20 protein-coding genes are annotated in these 19,409 nt (G+C 40.5%); 3 read left to right on the forward strand and 17 right to left on the reverse strand.

What is annotated here, in order from left to right:
- Positions 1-3 precede the first annotated feature (3 nt).
- The 8 genes from GSQ84_RS11685 to GSQ84_RS11720 form a co-directional block, all read right to left on the reverse strand.
- On the reverse strand, positions 4-1,410 hold the full coding sequence (locus tag GSQ84_RS11685; RefSeq protein ID WP_158797450.1) for a TolC family protein: 1,407 nt from the start codon (positions 1,408-1,410) through the stop codon (positions 4-6).
- A gap of 504 nt (positions 1,411-1,914) precedes the next feature.
- The gene (locus GSQ84_RS11690) at positions 1,915-2,562 is read right to left on the reverse strand and encodes a bifunctional 2-polyprenyl-6-hydroxyphenol methylase/3-demethylubiquinol 3-O-methyltransferase UbiG (RefSeq protein ID WP_158797451.1); all 648 of its coding nucleotides are present in this window, start codon (positions 2,560-2,562) and stop codon (positions 1,915-1,917) included.
- A 175-nt stretch (positions 2,563-2,737) separates the two neighbouring features.
- Positions 2,738-3,646 (reverse strand): hypothetical protein, encoded by a 909-nt coding sequence (locus GSQ84_RS11695; RefSeq protein ID WP_158797452.1) that lies wholly within the window; start codon positions 3,644-3,646, stop codon positions 2,738-2,740.
- Between the two features lie 213 nt (positions 3,647-3,859).
- Entirely contained in the window at positions 3,860-4,717 is an 858-nt protein-coding gene (locus GSQ84_RS11700; protein WP_158797453.1) for an NAD(P)-dependent oxidoreductase, read from the reverse strand.
- Between the two features lie 147 nt (positions 4,718-4,864).
- The gene (locus GSQ84_RS11705; protein WP_158797454.1) at positions 4,865-5,338 is read right to left on the reverse strand and encodes an RES family NAD+ phosphorylase; all 474 of its coding nucleotides are present in this window, start codon (positions 5,336-5,338) and stop codon (positions 4,865-4,867) included.
- 25 nt (positions 5,339-5,363) lie between these two features.
- On the reverse strand, positions 5,364-5,810 hold the full coding sequence (locus GSQ84_RS11710) for an antitoxin Xre-like helix-turn-helix domain-containing protein (RefSeq protein ID WP_216848913.1): 447 nt from the start codon (positions 5,808-5,810) through the stop codon (positions 5,364-5,366).
- Positions 5,811-5,899: 89 nt separating this feature from the next.
- Entirely contained in the window at positions 5,900-8,464 is a 2,565-nt protein-coding gene (locus GSQ84_RS11715; protein ID WP_158797455.1) for a M1 family aminopeptidase, read from the reverse strand.
- A 166-nt stretch (positions 8,465-8,630) separates the two neighbouring features.
- Positions 8,631-9,668: a GTP-binding protein gene (locus GSQ84_RS11720; RefSeq protein WP_158797456.1), complete on the reverse strand. Its 1,038-nt coding sequence runs from the start codon at positions 9,666-9,668 to the stop codon at positions 8,631-8,633.
- Positions 9,669-9,830: 162 nt separating this feature from the next.
- Between GSQ84_RS11720 and GSQ84_RS11725 the strand changes: the two genes are divergently transcribed.
- Positions 9,831-11,027 (forward strand): aminopeptidase C, encoded by a 1,197-nt coding sequence (locus tag GSQ84_RS11725; RefSeq protein WP_158797457.1) that lies wholly within the window; start codon positions 9,831-9,833, stop codon positions 11,025-11,027.
- A gap of 221 nt (positions 11,028-11,248) precedes the next feature.
- On the opposite strand, the gene GSQ84_RS11730 is transcribed toward GSQ84_RS11725, so the two are convergent.
- The 3 genes from GSQ84_RS11730 to GSQ84_RS11740 form a co-directional block, all read right to left on the reverse strand.
- Positions 11,249-11,635: an acyl-CoA thioesterase gene (locus tag GSQ84_RS11730; RefSeq protein ID WP_158797458.1), complete on the reverse strand. Its 387-nt coding sequence runs from the start codon at positions 11,633-11,635 to the stop codon at positions 11,249-11,251.
- Positions 11,636-11,654: 19 nt separating this feature from the next.
- Entirely contained in the window at positions 11,655-12,647 is a 993-nt protein-coding gene (gene mgrA / locus GSQ84_RS11735; protein WP_158797459.1) for an L-glyceraldehyde 3-phosphate reductase, read from the reverse strand.
- Between the two features lie 100 nt (positions 12,648-12,747).
- Positions 12,748-12,927 carry a histone H1 gene (locus GSQ84_RS11740; protein WP_158797460.1) on the reverse strand — a complete coding sequence of 60 codons (180 nt, stop codon included), beginning with the start codon at positions 12,925-12,927 and terminating at the stop codon, positions 12,748-12,750.
- 147 nt (positions 12,928-13,074) lie between these two features.
- On the opposite strand from GSQ84_RS11740, the gene GSQ84_RS11745 reads away from it, so the two are divergent.
- Together GSQ84_RS11745 and GSQ84_RS11750 are read left to right on the forward strand one after the other, a co-directional pair.
- Positions 13,075-13,437 carry a response regulator transcription factor gene (locus tag GSQ84_RS11745; protein ID WP_158797461.1) on the forward strand — a complete coding sequence of 121 codons (363 nt, stop codon included), beginning with the start codon at positions 13,075-13,077 and terminating at the stop codon, positions 13,435-13,437.
- Positions 13,438-13,537: 100 nt separating this feature from the next.
- Positions 13,538-13,900 (forward strand): response regulator transcription factor, encoded by a 363-nt coding sequence (locus tag GSQ84_RS11750; protein WP_158797462.1) that lies wholly within the window; start codon positions 13,538-13,540, stop codon positions 13,898-13,900.
- A gap of 39 nt (positions 13,901-13,939) precedes the next feature.
- Here GSQ84_RS11750 and GSQ84_RS11755 read toward each other — a convergent pair whose 3' ends face one another.
- The 6 genes from GSQ84_RS11755 to GSQ84_RS11780 are packed head-to-tail and all read right to left on the reverse strand — an operon-like array spanning position 13,940 to position 19,385.
- Positions 13,940-14,854, reverse strand: a complete 915-nt coding sequence (locus GSQ84_RS11755; protein ID WP_158797463.1) for a lipopolysaccharide assembly protein LapB — start codon at positions 14,852-14,854, stop codon at positions 13,940-13,942.
- Positions 14,855-14,901: 47 nt separating this feature from the next.
- Positions 14,902-15,108 (reverse strand): exodeoxyribonuclease VII small subunit, encoded by a 207-nt coding sequence (xseB, locus tag GSQ84_RS11760; protein WP_158797464.1) that lies wholly within the window; start codon positions 15,106-15,108, stop codon positions 14,902-14,904.
- Positions 15,086-16,459 carry an exodeoxyribonuclease VII large subunit gene (gene xseA / locus GSQ84_RS11765; protein WP_254070841.1) on the reverse strand — a complete coding sequence of 458 codons (1,374 nt, stop codon included), beginning with the start codon at positions 16,457-16,459 and terminating at the stop codon, positions 15,086-15,088. Before xseA ends, xseB begins: the two co-directional genes overlap by 23 nt.
- Before the next feature lie 34 nt (positions 16,460-16,493).
- The gene (locus GSQ84_RS11770; RefSeq protein WP_158797465.1) at positions 16,494-17,432 is read right to left on the reverse strand and encodes a phosphatase PAP2 family protein; all 939 of its coding nucleotides are present in this window, start codon (positions 17,430-17,432) and stop codon (positions 16,494-16,496) included.
- On the reverse strand, positions 17,432-18,052 hold the full coding sequence (locus tag GSQ84_RS11775; RefSeq protein WP_158797466.1) for a sterol desaturase family protein: 621 nt from the start codon (positions 18,050-18,052) through the stop codon (positions 17,432-17,434). The genes GSQ84_RS11770 and GSQ84_RS11775 overlap by 1 nt, the downstream gene beginning before the upstream one ends.
- A gap of 4 nt (positions 18,053-18,056) precedes the next feature.
- Positions 18,057-19,385 carry a DUF4833 domain-containing protein gene (locus GSQ84_RS11780; protein WP_158797467.1) on the reverse strand — a complete coding sequence of 443 codons (1,329 nt, stop codon included), beginning with the start codon at positions 19,383-19,385 and terminating at the stop codon, positions 18,057-18,059.
- Positions 19,386-19,409 lie beyond the last annotated feature (24 nt).

The following is a 19,409-nucleotide window of genomic DNA, read 5'->3' on the forward strand; positions in this document are numbered from 1 at the left end:
TGCTTAAAATTCATTAATAAATATGTTATAATCGCCTACCGCTGCCGATTTCAGTAAAAGTGCCTGCCATACATTGGTATAAGCGATATCCTGATCTGATTCTGCACGGTTCAACGCGAACAAGGCTGTGGTTAAATCAACCAGTGTAGCCAGTCCGTTTTTATACAAAGCACTTTTTTGCAGGTAAGCCTGTGTAGCGGCCTGTACCTGTTTTGGTGCTTCAACATAATTGGCGAGTGCATTTTTGATTTTGGTTTGCGACAGTGCCAATTGTGAATGCAACTGTTGATCTACCAGATCGTATTCATTTTGAAGTCCCATTGTGGTATAACGCTGCGCCCTAACCTGAGGTGCATTACGTAAAATGGTAGTTAAGTTCCAGACCACACCTACACCTACCAGGTAATTTGCACGGACAGGATTTACCCCATTTCCGTAACTGGTAGAATAGTTGCTCTGATCAGTTCCATAGCTAGATGGGAATCCTGATCCCCTGCCCTGAAATACACCCAGAGCGGTGAAAGTAGGATATGCTAGTCTTTTATAGTAGTTGGTTTGTTCATTACTTACATCTACCCTATTTTTTAAGAACTGTAAGGTAGGGTGATTGGCAAAGTTTACACTGGTATCCTGATTCTGAGAAGACATGATCTCTTTAGGCACACGATTTACAAACGTAGTATCGAGTGTGAAGTCGGTAGCGGTAGTACTTAGCAAAACACCCAGCGCATTTGCTTGCTGTTGTTGTAAGTCGATTGCGTTAGTGAGCAGAATTTTAGCAGCAGATACTTCTGCATTGGCCAGTGTAGAATCTACTCCTGCCAATAAACCATTTGCTGCACGTGCTACGGCATCGTTTTTAAATACGATAGCCCTGTCCAGGTTTTTCTTTTGTGTAATGGCCAGGCGCTGTGCTGCCAGTAAATTCAGGTAAGCTGCTGAAACACGAATTTCCTGTTGGAAAATTTCTTGTCCCAGGTCGTTCTGATCTCTTTTCAGCGATTGCTGAGCAACTTTAACTTGTTCTTTAATACGACCGAAAGTGAAAAAATCCCAGTTAATACTACTGAGATAAAGTGCGCCGAAGGCAGCATTCCAATTCTGGCTGGCTAGTGTTGGTCCGGAGGAGGCGACGTTTAAACCGCCTAAACCAGATAGCGGTCCGTTTTGTCCGTTGACTGTACCGTAATCCTGCTGTGCGCTTAGGGTTACTACCGGAATGTAATTCCGTTTGGCTTGCTCCACATATTGTTTGGAAGCATCCGCATAATTTGATTTTGCTTTAATCGTACCGTAGTTGGTTATTCCAGTTTTCACCGCATCCTTCATATTGAGGGTTTGGGCTTCTACAGTAATAGTGGTACACAGACAAGAGCAAAATAGAAGGGTAGATAAGGGTATTCGAGGCATCACCAATGATATTAAATTTATATTCTACTTAGTGTTTTTGTTACACAACAAAGGTATATTATGAGTGCTAACATGAAAATATTCCGTTCAAATCAATTCTTATTAAATTCAAACAATTACGTAACAAAAGCATCTCAATTTTATTCCATTTATCACAGAAATCTCATTTGAAGGCTATAACACCCCTATTTTTGTTACAAATTATGAATTAAACATCTGCCCTTTGTTTCGCATAATTTACACGTTCTATTTCAGGTTTCTGACCTTTTACAACGTATCTTTTGATCAACTCAAATCGTCAGTTCCTGGTTAAAACGTCTGTTCTTTGTTTTGCTTTATCAAAATATCTGATCCTATTTCTACTACTGTCAACATATCTTTTGATCAGTCAGGATTGTCAGTTAGTGATCAAAACATATATTTCTGTATACTGCAATATTGGGTATTTTCAATTGGACAAGACCTCTCCTTTTCATGATCTGGCTGCTTAATTAGCTGGCGATCTCAGTTATTTATAACATCTTCTGTTTTCCTATACACAATGGCTTTGATAAATTTGCCATAATAAAAAGCCGTATCCAGCAAAAGGTAATGATGTTCTTCAAAGTGATGCTCCGTATTGATCAGCTCTTTTGCATCGATATTTGAAATCTGAGCAAAAAACAGGTACATCACTTTTAATAAGTACGATTGCCAGCGCTTTCCGGATCTTTTTGTATAATAAAAATCGGAAAATAGCCATAGTCCACCTGGATTAAGCAGTAAGTGAAGCTGTTGAAAGACGGGCGGCAGGCTTATTGCAGAGAAATTATCAAAGAAAAAGGCAGTGAAAATGACGTCGTACTTCGCATGACCAGAAAACTTTTCCATGGAGGAATGAACGTAAGTCACTGTATTTGCTTTGACGTCCCGCTTACGGGATAAGTTTAGCATTTCTGATGATATTTCTACATAGGTGATCTGTAAGCCTTTGGAATGAACTTTAGCGATTTCCTCCAGGATCCAGCCTGTTCCTCCACCTGCAATAAGAATGGTACTGTTTTCCGGAATGTACTGGAGTTGGTGGATTTGCGATTGGAGCTGTGAACGAAAGAAGACCATCCTGCTCAGAACATCATAATACCGGGCTATGCCGTCGTAATTGTTATTCATGTCCTACTATTCATCTTTATTTAGATTAAACGATATGGGGTGCCAAATAGTTTTCAAATCAATTTATAGTTTACAAAAGCTATCTTTAATTTTGCTTACCTATCAATTTTGTAAGCTGGTTCTAAATTATTTGTGGCATTATTGATTAAATAAATGATGACTTTAATGATCAGGATCAGATAAATTGCATCCCAATGATCCCACAGAGCGCTTTTACCAGGATCAATCCGTCAATAACGATCAGGTAATAAAAGATCTTTTTTCTTTGGTTCATTGACCAGGCAACAATGATGGTGAGCACAAAAGGAATCAAGTTAAAAAATATCCGCCCCGGAAGGAAATGCTCAATGAAAGAAAACAGCAGCAGGGATAGCAAACCTGCAATCAGCAGAGGCGTAAGCACATAATAAATGGTTTTCTTTAAGCCCATCCGCACCACAAAGGTTTTGAGCTGACTGTTGGAATCAATGGCATAATCTTTCATGTCAAACATGATTGCATTAACCGTGCAGAACATCCAGTTTTTCATAAACAGGAAAACCCAGAAACTGGATTCTGTAACATCTACACCAGATTCGATCTTTAGCAGGATCAGCGGGATCAGGTTTGCCGTAGCTGCCCAGATAAAGCCGATAATAAAAGGCTTAAGCCAGCCGGTATTCCTGAGGTTAAGGTTAAAAAAGAAAACCGGAACCAGGCCATAATATAAAACCGCCATCATGACCACGATGCCTACAATGATCCAATATTTAATGGGTAAATGCAGGATAGCCATATAGTCTCTCCCCAGCATATGAAAAAATGCGGCAAGGGTGATGGTACATAAGATCAATTGGCTCCACTTAACCAACATGGAATGCCTCGAATACCAGTCTGTCCGGGGATTTTGACTACCATCACTGATGGTTGCCCCCATGTAGGCATAAGTATAATAGATAATGGGCACCAGGAACACCAGTATATAATAACTCAGGGAATTAAAGGGAACTTTTAATTGTAAAGTAGATTCAATGGTTAAGGCCACGGCTAAAAGCCCTACGAAATAGTTACCAAAAAAAATGAACTTTAAAATTTTTAATCCCATGTTTTAATTCCCTGAGTCTGATGAACCCCTATTCACCCGCCTTAGCCTTTCCGTTACATCTGGTTCAGGTTCCGGCTTTTTTGAGTTCCTCAATTATCTTGTGAATCATAATTTGAACAAACAAAAATAGCCGTAATTTTCAGCAAACGTCCAATTGTAAACATTCATTTTAAATGATATGATTAATCAAACAAAATATGTTAGTCGGAGGGATTATTTCTCTGACAAGTATTTCAGGACTGCAATCATATCTTCTTCACCATGTTTCTCTAAAGCGCCCTGTAAGGTAGCAGATAAAGACTCACCTACTGGTGTATCCATTCCGCTTGCTTTGGCCAAACGAATATCTTTAGCCAGCAATTTCAGTGCAAAGGCAGGTTTGAAATCATTATGGATGATATTTTCCGTTTTCATTTTGGTGAGTCCGCTGCCTACAGCTGCTGCATTAATGATAGGAAGTAATGCTTCGGCAGCAAGGCCATTTTTACGGGCAAAGATCACTGCTTCTGATAACCCCTGTACAACAATACCCAGGAAAAGGTTAACAGATAGTTTAGCCACATTAGCTTTACCGTTTTCGCCCAGGTAAATAGAAGCTTTTCCCAGTGCATCAAATACTGGTTTAACTTTTTCATATACCGCTTCTTCACCGCCAACCATAATGACCAGCTGAGCATCTTCTGCTGGTTTAACACTTCCTGCAACAGGGGCATCCAGGTAAGAAATCCCTTTTTCCCTGCATAAGGCAGCCAGTGTTTGCGTGGTTTCTGGTGCAACAGTACTCATATCAACCGCGATCAGGTCTTTCCGGCTTGCCGCAGAAAAGATCCCATCAGCGCCTTCATAAACTGATTTGACTGCCGCATCATCAGTTAGCATGGTGATGATCACATCCGATTTTTCTACCAGTTCAGCGGGAGAACCGGCAATACCGATGTTGATCTCTGCTGCCAGGGCTTTCGTTTTATCCGCACTGCGGTTATATACGGTAACAGCAAAACCTGCTTTTACCAGGTTTTTAATCATTGGAGTACCCATGTTACCCAGGCCTATCCATCCTATGTTCTTCATATAATTCTGATCTTTTTTTCTTCGCTAAAGATATTGTGTTATTTGCAATAAAGCGATCATGTGCTTATTTTGTTGCATTCAGCAGAAGTTGATCAACTGATCGAGGTGATGAATTTTTAAAATTTAATGATAGTAGTTAAGGATACTTTAAGCGCCGGGATATTTCTTCAGGATATCTTCTATCCTGGCATCGGGCACCAGTTCTGTAACAGCAATCAGTTTAATCTGCTTAAAATCAGGATGCAGGGTATTGATCACATAATTGCTGGATTCTGGCATTACTGCAGAAGGAACTTTTAAAACAGGCATCCTTAAATCGTCAAACCAGCGATTGCCTACAGGCTGACAATGGCTGTAATCATAGGGATCACGCCAATCGGGATCCAGTTCGCTTTCATCCACCTTGCTGATCAGCAGGTCGTCGGGAATTTCTATACAGGTAATTTTGAAATCATGATTAAAGCCCACTCCCTGTCGCCTTACCATATTTTCGAGGAAGGCTAACGGGATATTCTCTGCACAGTAGATCACAGGCCTGCCTGCAGCTGCCCATCTTCCGTTTACCCCGGAAGCAGTAAGTGAAGTAGCGTAGTTTTTATGCCCTATTCTAAATACGATCATTTGGAAGGATTGCGTTCTTCAAAGACTATACGGCATCGCCATAAGCCATTTTCATCAGTTCATCCGCAACCAGGTCTACACCGCCTGGTGTGGTTAACCAATCCATAGGGCGCTCTTTTGAATTCCAGAAAGGCTTGTTGAGCCAGTAGCTAAATTCATCTACTGTGCGAAACATTTCTACACCTTTTTTATACAGCCCGATCAGTTTGAGCAGGTGTTCCCCGTAAACAGGTTCCAGTAATTTCTTTTGCTCTTTGTAGTTGCTGATGGTGCGGGACGAAATATTGATCAGATCTGCCAGCGATTTGTTAGAAATATTGATCGCTTCGGCAAAGTCATAAAAAAGCCCTGGTTTTAAGCCCTGACGGGCATATTGAAAAACCTTCATATCGTCACTTACATCAATCGCGCTGAACTTAATACGAAGTGTTTCTGTTCTTTTATCTGAAAGTAAAACATTGGAAACTGACATAGCTCTGTTTTTAAATGACTAATGTACGAATAATTTCACTATTAACAGTGAAATTATTCGTAATGATATTTAAGGGACAAATGTCCGGATCACTTCACCAATTTCTCTGCCCTGAAAAGATTATCTGCAGCCTGAAGGATCTTCGCTTTCAGCTTAGGGTTATAACCGGGATGATGTTCCAGGAAACCACGCACAATAGAGGCAGCAGCAGCACTCTGATAAGGCCCTATACTGGCCTGCAGCCAGGATTGCGGGAAGAAAATATCACCCGTAGACTGTATTTCTCCAAGCAGATCTAAACTTTGCTGTAAATAATTAATACCTGAAGCCTGTCTGAGCGGATGATGCAGATAATATAAAGCAGCCAGTACATTAGCCTCTTTGCCTCTGTTAGACAATAACTTCAAGCTTTGAAAGAAATCATCACGTTTTCGCTGATCAGGAGAAACAGCAGGCATAATAAATTCAAACCTCTTTTTACGATCGGGGTTAGTGATGCGTCCATCCTGAACTTTTAATATATCAGGATCGGCATCATTTCTCAGCACGAGGGAAAGTGCCAGACCCGTATAATCATCTTCTGAAAGACTGATACCGACCGGTGCCTGCTGGTTTTTCCATACCTGATATAACCTGTTGCGGGCAATGGAGCTCAAAAAAACATCCTGATATGCTTTAAACAGCAGTTTTTTGTTATTTGCGCTTTGCTGGTGGAGCATAGCGGTCCAGATTTGATCTTCCAGCATAGCTGATGAACGCTGCCTGTCCTGCGGACTGCTGAATTGCCAGTAAATGCTGCTGATATAATTGGTGAGCAGTTTAACATTCAGCTCTTCCTGTTCTTTTTCCAGCCCCTGACCAAAAAGCGATAATAAAACCGATGGTTTAACTACCTGGCCACTTAGCATTTGCTCATAAAGGGCTATGTAGGCAGATGCCCGGTGTAAAGGTTTTTCAAGCGTAAACAACGACTGAGGCAGTGCAGGATCAACAGGCCATAAGCCGTAACCATCACCAGCGGAATTAAATAATATCAACTGTGGTTTGTCTAGTCCTTTTGCAGCACTGAGTTCCAGTTGTTCTCCCGTTAAGCTGACAGGTAATACTTTAACCGATCCGGGGTAAAAAAGACTGATCTCAAAAGTTTGAGGCCAAACCCTTTTTTTACCATATTCAGATTGCTGATTAAGCAAAAAGCTATTGATCTTCCCGTTTTTGTAGCTAATGGTATAACTGATCACAGGGCGTCCGCTTTCATTTACCCAAACTTTATTCCATTTCTCCAGGTCGGCAGGCGTGTAACGATCCAGGATCTGGATCAGATCTGGCCACGAAGCATTACTGTTGGCAAATTTATGCAGGTATTCCCTTACCCCTTTTTGAAAAGACTCTTTGCCCATCAGGCTCTCCAATTGCTGCATCATAATAGGTGCTTTATGATAAATGATATTGCCATAAAGACTACCTGCATCTTTGAGGTTATCTAAGGGCTGACGAATAGGATTAGCACCCGTGGTGCGATCTACTGCGTAAGCAGATGTAAAGTGATCGATCAGGAATTTGAGGTCATAATTGTCTTTTCCACCAGATTCTTCCGAACTTTTATCGGCCATAAAATTGGCAAACACTTCTTTCATCCACACATCAGAAAACCAGTCCATCGTCACCATATCGCCAAACCACATATGTGCAGTTTCATGGGCAATTACATTACTTCTGGCATTGAGCTGATCTTTTGTCGCGCCCGCATCCAGGAATAAGGCCCCGGCTTTGTATTGAATATTACCAGGATGTTCCATGCCGCCAAATTGGAAGTCAGGGATAGCCACAAAGCCGAATTTCTGAAAAGGGTAAGGAATGCCTGTCCAGTCCTCATAATACTTTAGCGCAGCAGAATGGGCAGCAAAGATTACAGGCACGCTCAGGCCAATTTTAGCTTTATCTGTTTCACGGTAAAGGAAATCTGCATTTTGACCATCTAAAATACCGCTAACACGCTGAAAATTACCGGCAGCGAAAGCAAAAAGATAAGTACTCAATAAATTAGAAGGCTGATAATGATATGTTTTACGGCTTTGTTGCAATACTGAATCCTTAAGCTGCGCATTGGCTATAGCTTTCCAGGATTGTGGAATATGCAGGGTAAGGGTATAGGTGGCTTTGAGATCCGGCTGATCGAAACAGGGGAAAACAGTTCGGGCACGATCAGGAACAAATAAAGTATAGAGGTAATCTGAATTTCTGTTTAATGCCCCATCTCCTGCCTGGAACAGGATCTGCAACGTATTTTTACCTTTTTGCAATAAAGCCGCAGGTAATATCAAATGTTCTTTCTGGTAGTCGACAGCTATTTGATGTCCATTGATGATCAATGAACTGATCTTTGCAGGGTCTTCTTTAAAATCCAATTGTATTGGCAAGCGCACAGAACTCAATTGAAAGCTAAGGTTTTCCTGTGCAGTAATAGGTGCTGATTTTTCTGCAGGGATATCTAATTCCAGTGTATAGCGGATATCACTCAATACAGCTTTACGGTATAACGCCAGCGACCTGTCTATACCAATGTCCAGTACAGGATCTGATATCGCCCTGCGCGATGAACAGGAAGCAAAGATAAGCAAGAGAGGGAGCAGTAATTTAAAGTGACGAACCATTCGGCAATTTACATTTTTACAGCATAACCAGGAATGCGTAACAAGGATATTTCTTTTGTCACTAAATTTGAATTATCGAGTTAGAAAGGCTGCCAAAGCTGGTATGATAAAAAGAATAAATACGGAAAATAGTTACGGTTTTAAATACTCCTTATAAAGGACCTGTTTAAGTTTGATCTGCTGCATTGGGATACAAACAAGTGCGGAACATCTTATCAAAACCATGAACCTTAAGCTGTTTACCAATGATCACAATTTTAGTTTCCTTTACCTCATCAGGAAGCCAGGTTTCCCCAAGCGTGATCGCCAAAGATTTCCCAACCGTTTGCAGTACCAACCGGCTCTCAAAAAGGTGGCTGTAAATAATACCTTTTACGCGGTAAACACTGGCCGACTGCAATATGAGAAACACCATCATCCTATGCTCCAGTTCGCTGGCGTTCATACTCTCTTTATACTTCAACAAAATAGTTTCAATATCACTGTGCTCGTGACGGTTATGTGAACTTGAAGAAGCAACCAGAGATTGTTTTTCAAGTGTTCCGCTACCCAGACTGAAGATTCCCCTCGGGGTAACCACAGGTTTGGGGTTACTGTAGAAATTGGCATAACGTTCCCTGGCAAACATAGTTTTGATCTTAAAATCCTGTCCGGAAGCAACCAGTGCTGATGCAAAGGGATTGATCGTTTTTAATATTCCCTGAAGTTCAATAAGGTATTCTGCACTTACTTTCTCCACTTTATTCAGCAGGATAATATCACTGAAAGCAATCTGCTGGATAGCCTCAGGGCGATCTTTTAGCTGGTCTTCGATCAGTTCGGCATCTACAATGCAAATTACCCTTTTCAGGTCGAAACCACGTTTTACATTGTCGTTGGTTAAAAAAGGGTGTGCAATATTTGCAGGATCGGCAATTCCGGTAGCTTCAATGATCAGGTGGTCCCATGATTCTCTTTTGTCCCACAAGCTGTTTAGCAGATCGTATAAGTTATCGTTCAGGGTACAGCAGAGACATCCGTTATTCAACTCTATGATATCATCCTCCCCTTTCAGGATCAGTTCTGCATCTATACTTTCTTCACCAATTTCATTTTCGATAATGGCAAAGCGGGTGTCTTTCATTCCTGATATCACCGCATTCAGGACGGTTGTTTTTCCTGCACCTAAAAATCCGGTTAATAGTGTTACTTCTTTAGCTTTCATCACATTCTGGTCATCATCATAAATTAGTTACAATTCCTCAGCGGTAATTTTTGATCGTTCTTTTTAAAAACTACCGAAATATTGTACATTGCCCGGCAAAGATACATTAACGCAATACTGTTGCAAAATAGATTTCAGCAGTATGCTAATTTAACACACAATATGACTAAATTATTAATTAAACCAGTAATCCTCGCCACAGGACTACTATTCACTTCGGCCTTTGGTTTTGCCCAGGATAACCTGGTTAACTCGTTAAAGAACAACCAGTCGGCCAACAGTACCGCAGGTTTCAAGTTTACGGATGTAATCAACCTGGAAAACACCTCCGTTAAAAATCAAGGTTCTTCCGGAACCTGCTGGAGTTATTCTACCAACTCTTTCCTGGAATCGGAAATGATAAGAATGGGAAAAGAGCCTGTAACCCTGTCTGAAATGTTTTCTGCACGGAATGTGTATGTAGAAAAGGGAATTAACTATGTGCGTATGCACGGATCGGTTTCACTGGGCGATGGAGGTGAGCTGCATGATGTAATTAACATGTATAGAAAATACGGTGCGATGCCACAGATCGATTATACAGGTTTAAACTATGGTACTAAAATCAACAAATTCGGTGAGCTGGGCGCTATCATGAGCGGCGTACTGGAAGCTGTAGTTAAAAATGGCAATGGCACTTTAACCCCTAACTGGCAAAAAGCTTATACTGGCGTAATTGATGCTTACCTGGGTGAAGTTCCTGAGAAATTCGATTACAAAGGCAAAAGCTACACGCCGCAAACTTTTGCTAAGGAAGTTGTGGGTATAAAACCAGATGATTACGTAGAGATTTCTTCGTTTAACGATCATCCTTTTTACAGCAAATTCACCCTTTTGGTACCGGACAACTGGTCGTTCGATCAGGTTTATAATGTACAGGTGAATGAAATCACTGATATTATCGATAATGCATTGAAAAAAGGCTATTCTGTAGCGTGGGCAACAGATGTAAGTGAGAAATCATTCTCTTATAAAAACGGTGTAGCTTATATCCCTGCTAAACCTGTAGAAGAGATGTCTGCGGAAGAGCAGCAAACAATGTTCAGTGGCCCGAAACCAGAAATGGAAATCACGCAGGCTAACCGTCAGGCAGCTTTCAATAATTACCAGACCACTGATGACCATGGTATGCACATCGTAGGTTTAGCAAAAGATCAGAATGGTAAAGAGTATTACATCGTTAAAAACTCATGGGGTGCAACCAATGATTACAAAGGTTATTTATACGTGACTAAAAACTATGTGAAATATAAAACCACTGCTTTCTTATTGAACAAAGGTGGCGTACCAGCTGCTATCAGCAAAAAACTGGGTATTTAATTCGATTCCACAAAAAAACAGGGGTGCCTTTCGGTTACCCCTGTTTTTTTTTGCAGCAAAGCTGCATATTCTGGCCGTGAATCAGGTTGTCCTTTGACCTGTATCAAATAAACAACTCGATAAAATTAAGTATTCAACCTATTTTATCATAGGGTAATACGTCACTAAATAAGGATGTTATATCAATCACAACAAGGCTTAACGAAACAAATCAGTCCATCCTATTTCAATATGGCAGTAGGCTTTTTGTTTTCATCAATCGCGACAAAAGAAAACTCCCCGCTCACTGCCTTTTCACGATGATCAGAATACATCTGTTCTACAAAAATATCTACTTTAACTTTCATACTGGTATTACCGATATGGGTAATAGACCCAACTAATTCTACAATTGTTCCTGCTGGAATGGGTTTGGTAAAATCTATCCTGTCGCTACTGATAGTAACCATTCTCTGGCGGCTAAACCTTGTAGCAGTGATAAAAGCTACCTCATCCATCATCATCATTGCCGTACCACCAAAAAGCGTATCATAATGATTGGTGGTATTGGGGAATACAGCTTTAAATATCCGCGTTTCTGCGGATTGAATCTTTTCTTCTATGGTCATTTAATATATATTTCTTTTTTTAACTGGCCAGGATCTGGTCAATACGCTGCAATTCTTCCTGACTAAAGTGAAGATAGTTCAGGCATTTTAAAGAATCTGCCAGTTGTGAGGCTTTGCTTGCCCCTACCAGTACCGAGGTAATCCTTTCATCACGCAATATCCACGACAAAGCCATTTGGGCCAGGCTCTGTTCACGTTCCAAAGCCAGGACATTTAACTTTGTTAATTGAGAAAGAACTTCTGGAGTGATCTGACTTTCCTTTAAAAACCCGCTCGGTTTAGCTGCCCTTGAATCTTCAGGAATACCATGCAGGTATTTGTTGGTCAGTAAACCCTGTGCCAGCGGAGAAAAAGGTATACACCCTACTCCTTCTGTTTCCAGGATATTCAGCAACCCATTCTCTATCCACCTTTCATACATGGAATATTTAGGCTGGTGGATCAGACAAGGTGTACCCAGGTCTTTTAATAGTGCTATGGCTTCAGCTGCCTGAGGAGCAGTATAATTTGAAATCCCAATATACAGCGCTTTACCCTGACGAACCATCAGATCGAGCGTTGCCATGGTTTCTTCCAGCGGGGTTTCGGGATCTGGACGGTGATGATAAAAAATATCCACATAATCCAGTCCCATGCGTTTTAAACTCTGGTCGAGACTAGATACCAGATATTTCTTAGAGCCCCAGTCGCCATAAGGCCCGTCCCACATGGTATAACCTGCTTTGGTAGAGATGATCATTTCGTCCCGGTAAGCCGAAAAATCCTGTTTTAAGATCCTGCCGAAATTCTCTTCTGCTGAGCCCGGAGGCGGTCCGTAGTTATTAGCGAGATCAAAATGGGTAATCCCACTGTCAAAGGCGAGTTTAAGAATATCCCTGGAATTTTCCAATTGATCTACGTGACCGAAATTATGCCATAAACCCAGGGATATGGCTGATAATTTTAATCCGCTTTTACCACTGCGGCGGTATAACATGTTTTGATAACGTTCCGGAGCTGCTTGATAGGACATAAATGTAAAATACAAAGAGGGTATCAAAATAAGTAAAAAGGCTTTCACGCCCAGATACTTTCCCTTTGAATACCCTCTTTTAGGTTAGGTTGTGCTAAAATTATTTAGCTGAATTTTTTTTCTCTGTTACTTCAGTACGAATGTCCTGAGCAAGAACTTTTAAATCCTGCATGGCTTTACGTACCCTTGTACCTGCTGCACTGTTTCCAGAATTGTAAAATTTGTCTGCATCAGCTTCAACTGAAGCAAGCAATTCTTTTAGTTTTGTAAATTTTTCCATGTTCTAATTTTATTAATATTGGCCAAATATATAACTTTTAAGAAATAAACGAATAAATCCGCATTTTAATTTCATTTTAATGGTCAAATAAATGAGATAAAACAATTTTGCCCCTCATTGGTTCTATAATCACACAAATAAATGTAGATGGCTAAACAAATATATATTTTGGAAGATGATGAGGATATCAGGTTTATTGTGAGTTATATCCTCAATGAAATAGGTTACGAAGTGACAGAGGCAGAAACACTAAAACAATTTCATCAGCAACTGGAAACTGGCCTGCCCGACCTGATGTTGCTTGATATTATGCTGCCAGATGGAAACGGATTGGAACTTTGTGAAGAGCTTAAAAAAGATCCTGCGATTAGCCATATCCCTATTATTATGATGTCTGCACATGCTGCCCAGGAATTTGTACAGGAAAAGGCCTGTGCGCAGGATTTTATCAGTAAGCCTTTCGATCTGGATAACCTAACCAATATGATCAGGAAGTACCTGCCCAATTAAAATGTGACTTTATATCTATTCAATTTTAATTTTTCTATCTATATTTGTATATTCCAGTATTTCATCAGTTTAAGGCCTGTCTGGAACTATAAATCGATTTATGAAAAAGAAGATACTGGTATTAGAAAAGAATAAAGACATTCTTGATCTAATTGAATACATCCTCACTGATCATGGCTACAATGTTGATTTGATCTCATCGGATAAAGAAGTATTCAGCCATATTAAAGACTTTCAGCCAGACGCTATTCTTTTGGATGTAATTACTCCTACGCCGGAAGGAACTGCCATCTGCCAATCCATAAAGGCCGCAGAAGACACCAGCCATATCCCTGTTATTGTATTGTCTACCCATCCTAAGGCCGAAGTAGTAAAAGATATTTGTGCCGATGAAGTAATTCACAAACCTTTTGATATCGATTTGCTGGTCAGTGTAATCCAACAACAGCTACTCATCGCTTAATAAAATGAGCAGCTGCTGTTTAAATGTATATCAGCTTAATTAAAGCTCGTGGTGTTTTTTCAGGAACTTAAGATACTTTTTATCATCATCAAACAGCTGTTGTCCTTCCATTTGATAAGCAGTCAGTAAATATCCCAATGCTTTTTCTTCCTGGCCCAGTTCAAAATAAGCTTCTCCCAAACGTAGCAATACAAATGGGTTACTATTTTCGGTGCCGTAAAAAGTATTGGCAATCAGCATTTGCTCCAGAGCACCTGCAAAATTACCTGCGCTAAATAAAGCATCTCCTAAAGAAGCGGTAATGTAACCTGTAGCTTCCCAGTCTTCCTGAGGTTCAGGTAACACAGCGTAAGCTTTCTGAAACCATTCGGCAGCAGCAGCATAGTTTTCTTCGTCCATCTCGTGGTTACCTTTTTCACAATAGCTGTCCATCAGATCCTGCTGTTCATCCGTCAGTTCATCGTCTTCTTCATCCTCATCTGCAGGAACATAGTTCTTTTTAAAATCTTCAAAATCCTCATCAGCGGCTAAGGCCATGAAAAGAAAATCAGGATTGTAATCTGCAAAAACTTTTTTCTTTCCTAATTTAAAGGCGATCTTAAAATATTCCCTTGCTTTATCCAGGTCTTCCAGTGCATAATAAATGCTTCCGGTAGTAACGAAATGGACGATACCTTTTACTGGTTCGGTTTGCATTTTCTCTTGCAGGTAAGCCGTTTCAGTCAGGAAAAAAGGCAGTGCTTTTTCCACCTGGCCAATCTGATCATAAAAAGAGTAAATATTATCCAGCATGAGTGAACCAACACTGCAGCTTTCTTTGGGATCTGGGATAGAACCTTCAATCTCCAGCAGCAGTTCTTCTGCGGCTTCAATATCCTCAGCTTCTGCCAGCAGGTAAACCTGTTCTATCTGATCAAAAAACTCTTCTTCTTCTTCGGGGCTGTATACTAACATGAGCTGTTTAAATTATTTCTTGACGAAGTTAACAATTATCGAAGGTTTTATAAGGGTTGGTTTTCCATCTGCTTTATAATTTTGTTGACCTCCGTTTCGGTAGAGCGGAGCTTGGTTTGGCAAAAGGCGATCAGTTCTGATGCACGTTTTACTTTTTCTGCCAGTATATCTACTGAAACAGCTTCCGTTTCTATTTCCCTGGCGATCTGTGACAGCTCACTGTAGGCTTCTTCATAATTCAAATTCTTTTCCATGTTGGGGTGATTTAGCGATTACTTTAGTACGAATTTCTGTCTGGGCAAGAGTAACGGTCATCTCCATTCCCGGAGTGATTTTATCGGCATTGCCGGCGATAACCCCGTTTACCTTTACAATTGCAAAACCTTTGTTTAATATATTTTGCGGGCTCATTAAGCGCACCACAGATTCAAAATGACCGATATACCTTACCTGATTGGTGAAATACATGCGGCTGAAAGAAGTAAAATTGGTTAGCAGGTTGCTGAGGTCTTTTCTTTTATTGGAAATGATGATCCTGGGATTGGTGAGGATCATTCCGGAAAGGTTAAGCATGTCCCTGTGTTTTTCATGCAGCAGGTTTTTCACCGAATTAATGGTGATCTGATTGAGATGGTTTAGCTGTTCCTTATGATAGGTCATCATTTGAAAGGTCTTGATCACCAATTGCTGCTGGATAGACAACATCAATTCTTCGAAATTCCTGTTGTGGGCAATCAGCAGTTCTGCTGCTTTGGTAGGGGTTTTTGTAGAAGTGTGCGCCATCAGGTCGGCAATCGTTTCATTTTTCTGGTGCCCTATCCCAGTGATTACCGGAATGGGAAATTTCGCGACGGCACGGCTCAGTTCGTAATTATCAAAGATGAGGAAATCTGTCTGGGCACCTCCGCCCCTGATGATCAGCAGTGCATCGTATTTTTTACCTGAATCAAATACCTCAATCAGCTTTTGTAAAAACTGTTTCGCATTTCCTTCTCCCTGCACCAGGGCAAAGTAGTCATCGATCTCAAAATGATAACCAAAAGTATTATTTTCCAGCGTATGCCTGAAATCCTGGTATCCCGCGGAGGTAGCCGAGGAGATGACTGCAATGCGTTGCAATACACTATTTAAGGGCAGTGCACTATTTCGGGTAAGGTATTGTCCGCCTTCAAGTCTGATGAAAGCGGGGTTATCCCTGAGCAGCCTATGGAGCGTTTCTTTGCGCTGCTGTTCAAACCTGCCCAGTGTGAAGTTGGTATCAATATCCAGTAAGTTTAGCTGCAGTCCAAAAGCAGGGTTATATTGTACAGCTACCTGCACGAGTACATTGATATCATTTTTAAATTGCTGACCGGTAGCTTTTTCAAAGTTAGAGATATTCACAGCAGCATTCCCCCATGCCCTGGCCCCTATTTTAGCGAGGATCTTTACAGAAGACTGATCTTTTTCTACCAGTTCAAAATAATGAAAGTTACTTTGTGGTTTATACGTGTGACTTGTTACATCAGCAATTACCCAGAACGTACGTGACCCGAAAACACCACTAATGGTATCATGGATCTGCGTGGTCAATTCAGATAATCTGATAGAAGGTATCGCTGTCACAATTTTATAATTACACTCCTAATTTAGACAATATCTAGCGGATAACCACCAGCATTTTTTCTACGAAGGCATTCAGCGGCTGGCGTTTTAGCAACCAGTTAAACAGGAGGATGCCCGTTATGGCACAGGTAATACCAGCAAATACATCCAGCACGTAATGGTGACTGGCATATACCGCTGTAAACCAAATTCCAAGAACTACTGTTCCAAAGATCAGATTAACAGCTCCCAACCTGTTTTTTATTCCATAATATAATACAATTACCGGATAAGAAGAATGCAGGGAGGGCATTGCTGCAAAAACATTGGAACCCTGTCTGTAAATGGACTGGAAGATACCAACCTTTAGCAGATGGTCAAATTTAATCAGTCCTGCGGGATTGGAATGCGTATGTGCGATAAATACAAAACCGTGGTATTGTACATACCATGGCGGTGCTGCAGGGTACAGATAATAAATTACAAAACCGATCAGGTTAACCAAAACAAAGGTCATGGAAAACTTAAGAAACTCCTCTTTTTTTGCAAAAAACAGATAAGCGGCAAAGCCCAGGGGAACAGGGATCCACATCAGGTAGAATATTCCACCAACGATATCGATCCATGCACTTCCATGGATACGCAGATATTCATTAGGAGTTAACAATACCCCATTGGAATGAATACCAAACAGGTGTTTTTCCAGCTCATATAATTCACGGATATGAACCCTATTGAAATTATAATTAGGAAAGGCCTTCATGTAATCGAACAGGATCCAATACACAATGAAGATAGAAAAACCAAGAATGAATTTCCTGGTAGGTACCGAAGCATAATAGAGTCCGTTAAAGATCAGCACCAGCACTACCTGGTTGGAATTGAACCCTACTAAGTAATAGGAAAGAACAAGATAAAATAAGGACATCGCGGTAACGATCACGATGTCCTTGATATTGTAAAATGGCTGGTTAGACCCTAACTTTTCTGACATTATTTTTTATCGAAATCTGATCCAAGGACCTTATCCCAAATTGCAGAGCTCACGCCATAACCTTTGGAAGGATCTGAATAATGATGTAACATATGGTGTTGTTTTAATTTTTTCCAAAATGGGCTTTTAAAATTGGCATGATGCAAGGCATAATGTAACTCGTCATAGATCAGATATCCCACCAGGAAACCAGTGTAAAATGCGTATATCGTTCCTGAAGGTAAAAGGTACAGGAACATGAAATATAAGGCCGTAGCCATAGGAATGCTCGCGGATAACGGCATCACTAACCTTTTCGCATCATTTGGATAATCATGGTGTACGCCATGGAAAATAAAATGTATCCGCTGCCCTATTTTAGAAGAAGGATAATAATGAAATACCCAGCGGTGCATAATATATTCCGTAATGGTCCAGATAAATAAGCCAATGGCAAACCATTCAATAAAATGAAGAAAGTCCATATGTTCACTGGTAAAAGAGAGATAGCCTAGAAATATGATTGTAGGAACAAATACAACCAGAGGTACTAGATAATGAACTTTTGACAGATTCTCCAAAAAGTCATTTTTAAACATTCTTATAGAATCGGACGAGTTCGAAATAAAATTCTTTTTCATGGTTTTAGATTTTTATCCGTTCGGTAATTAAACTATTGGTTGAAGTGTTCATGCCTTTGATCTCTACGTATTTTACATTAGGCAACCAGAATGAACCGCCTTCTATCCGCAAAAATATGCGTTCTATTTGAATCTTTTTGTTATTTACTGTCACATAAACATGATATTTTTTATCTTCTTCAGATTTAATGAGATACATGGGTAATTTTTTATGCGAAACGAAACGTAATTCGTATTGATCTTTACCAATAAACTTAGATTCTACTCCGTAAGCAAACTTGCGCTGAATATATCCAAGCTCCTTTCTTTCCCCATTTTCCTGGTAGCGCAACCAATAGATCAGCACAGGCTGGTCTTTATCCACTACGCCCTGGCCGTCTACATTAAGCTGGCAGATAATTGTATTCGTATTGGGGTCGCGCTGCAAATAAAATAACTCATTAGAAATCCCTTTAGGTACAGGAAATTTGAGCGGCGAAGGATCACTTGTATCCTGTGTTTGTGAAAAAGCTGTACTTACGTTTCCTAAACTTAATAAGCTGGTCAGCAAAAATAATCCGATCACTACCGCCGGCAATGCGCGTTGTTTTTGCACCGGTTCTTCCTTTACTTCTTCTTTTTCCAATAACTCTCTCGCATCCAATGATTTTTTCGCATCAATTAATCTTTTTATCGCTGTAATATTTGTCATTACTGCCATCACGGTGATGGGAATAGTAAAGATAGACATGGTTTCAAAAATGTGAAAAGAAATTCCTGGTACATAGATCTTATAATCACCACCAATATAATGGCCGGTAATGCCACAGGCTAAAGCACAGATACCAATAGTTACCACACGTTCCGGGCGCTGCATTAATCCACCTTTACTTTGTACGCCTAATCCTTCTGCCCTGGCCCTGGTATAACTTACCATAATGGAACCGATCAAAGCGATAAAGGCAAACAGTGAGCTTAAAAAATAATGGTGGGAAACCAGGTAATAACAGATTCCCAGGAACATGATCATTTCACTGTAGCGGTCCAATACAGAATCATACAATGCCCCAAAAGTAGAACTCATATTTCCCAATCTGGCGACCTGACCATCGAGCATATCAAATAAGCCCGCAAAAAGTACCAGCGCACCACCCCAGCCAATAAAGGAAAGATCGCCCCTGTTACTTTCTTCTGCACCAAAAACAAAGATCACTGCTACACCAATGTTTAAGATCAGGCCAATAGTGGTCACCGCGTTTGGCGTGAGACCCATCCTGATGAGGCCTTTAACAAAAGGGTTAATGACCTTATAAATCATTTGCTGTAAACGATCACGAAATGATAATGCTTGCATAATACGCTGTTTTTTATTCTATTC

This window comes from Pedobacter sp. L105 (genome assembly GCF_009765875.1).
Lineage (GTDB): Bacteria > Bacteroidota > Bacteroidia > Sphingobacteriales > Sphingobacteriaceae > Pedobacter.

Coding starts and splice junctions, on each gene's coding strand:
- GSQ84_RS11690 (WP_158797451.1), bottom strand. CDS start 2,562: ATGAATAACAATTACGACGGCATAGCCCGGTATTATGATGTTCTGAGC.
- GSQ84_RS11730 (WP_158797458.1), bottom strand. CDS start 11,635: ATGACCATAGAAGAAAAGATTCAATCCGCAGAAACGCGGATATTTAAA.
- GSQ84_RS11780 (WP_158797467.1), bottom strand. CDS start 19,385: ATGCAAGCATTATCATTTCGTGATCGTTTACAGCAAATGATTTATAAG.
- GSQ84_RS11700 (WP_158797453.1), bottom strand. CDS start 4,717: ATGAAGAACATAGGATGGATAGGCCTGGGTAACATGGGTACTCCAATG.
- xseB (WP_158797464.1), bottom strand. CDS start 15,108: ATGGAAAAGAATTTGAATTATGAAGAAGCCTACAGTGAGCTGTCACAG.
- GSQ84_RS11710 (WP_216848913.1), bottom strand. CDS start 5,810: ATGTCAGTTTCCAATGTTTTACTTTCAGATAAAAGAACAGAAACACTT.
- GSQ84_RS11775 (WP_158797466.1), bottom strand. CDS start 18,052: ATGAAAAAGAATTTTATTTCGAACTCGTCCGATTCTATAAGAATGTTT.
- GSQ84_RS11750 (WP_158797462.1), top strand. CDS start 13,538: ATGAAAAAGAAGATACTGGTATTAGAAAAGAATAAAGACATTCTTGAT.
- GSQ84_RS11745 (WP_158797461.1), top strand. CDS start 13,075: ATGGCTAAACAAATATATATTTTGGAAGATGATGAGGATATCAGGTTT.
- mgrA (WP_158797459.1), bottom strand. CDS start 12,647: ATGTCCTATCAAGCAGCTCCGGAACGTTATCAAAACATGTTATACCGC.
- GSQ84_RS11725 (WP_158797457.1), top strand. CDS start 9,831: ATGACTAAATTATTAATTAAACCAGTAATCCTCGCCACAGGACTACTA.
- GSQ84_RS11770 (WP_158797465.1), bottom strand. CDS start 17,432: ATGTCAGAAAAGTTAGGGTCTAACCAGCCATTTTACAATATCAAGGAC.
- GSQ84_RS11720 (WP_158797456.1), bottom strand. CDS start 9,668: ATGAAAGCTAAAGAAGTAACACTATTAACCGGATTTTTAGGTGCAGGA.
- GSQ84_RS11695 (WP_158797452.1), bottom strand. CDS start 3,646: ATGGGATTAAAAATTTTAAAGTTCATTTTTTTTGGTAACTATTTCGTA.
- GSQ84_RS11685 (WP_158797450.1), bottom strand. CDS start 1,410: ATGCCTCGAATACCCTTATCTACCCTTCTATTTTGCTCTTGTCTGTGT.
- GSQ84_RS11715 (WP_158797455.1), bottom strand. CDS start 8,464: ATGGTTCGTCACTTTAAATTACTGCTCCCTCTCTTGCTTATCTTTGCT.
- GSQ84_RS11755 (WP_158797463.1), bottom strand. CDS start 14,854: ATGTTAGTATACAGCCCCGAAGAAGAAGAAGAGTTTTTTGATCAGATA.
- GSQ84_RS11705 (WP_158797454.1), bottom strand. CDS start 5,338: ATGATCGTATTTAGAATAGGGCATAAAAACTACGCTACTTCACTTACT.
- GSQ84_RS11740 (WP_158797460.1), bottom strand. CDS start 12,927: ATGGAAAAATTTACAAAACTAAAAGAATTGCTTGCTTCAGTTGAAGCT.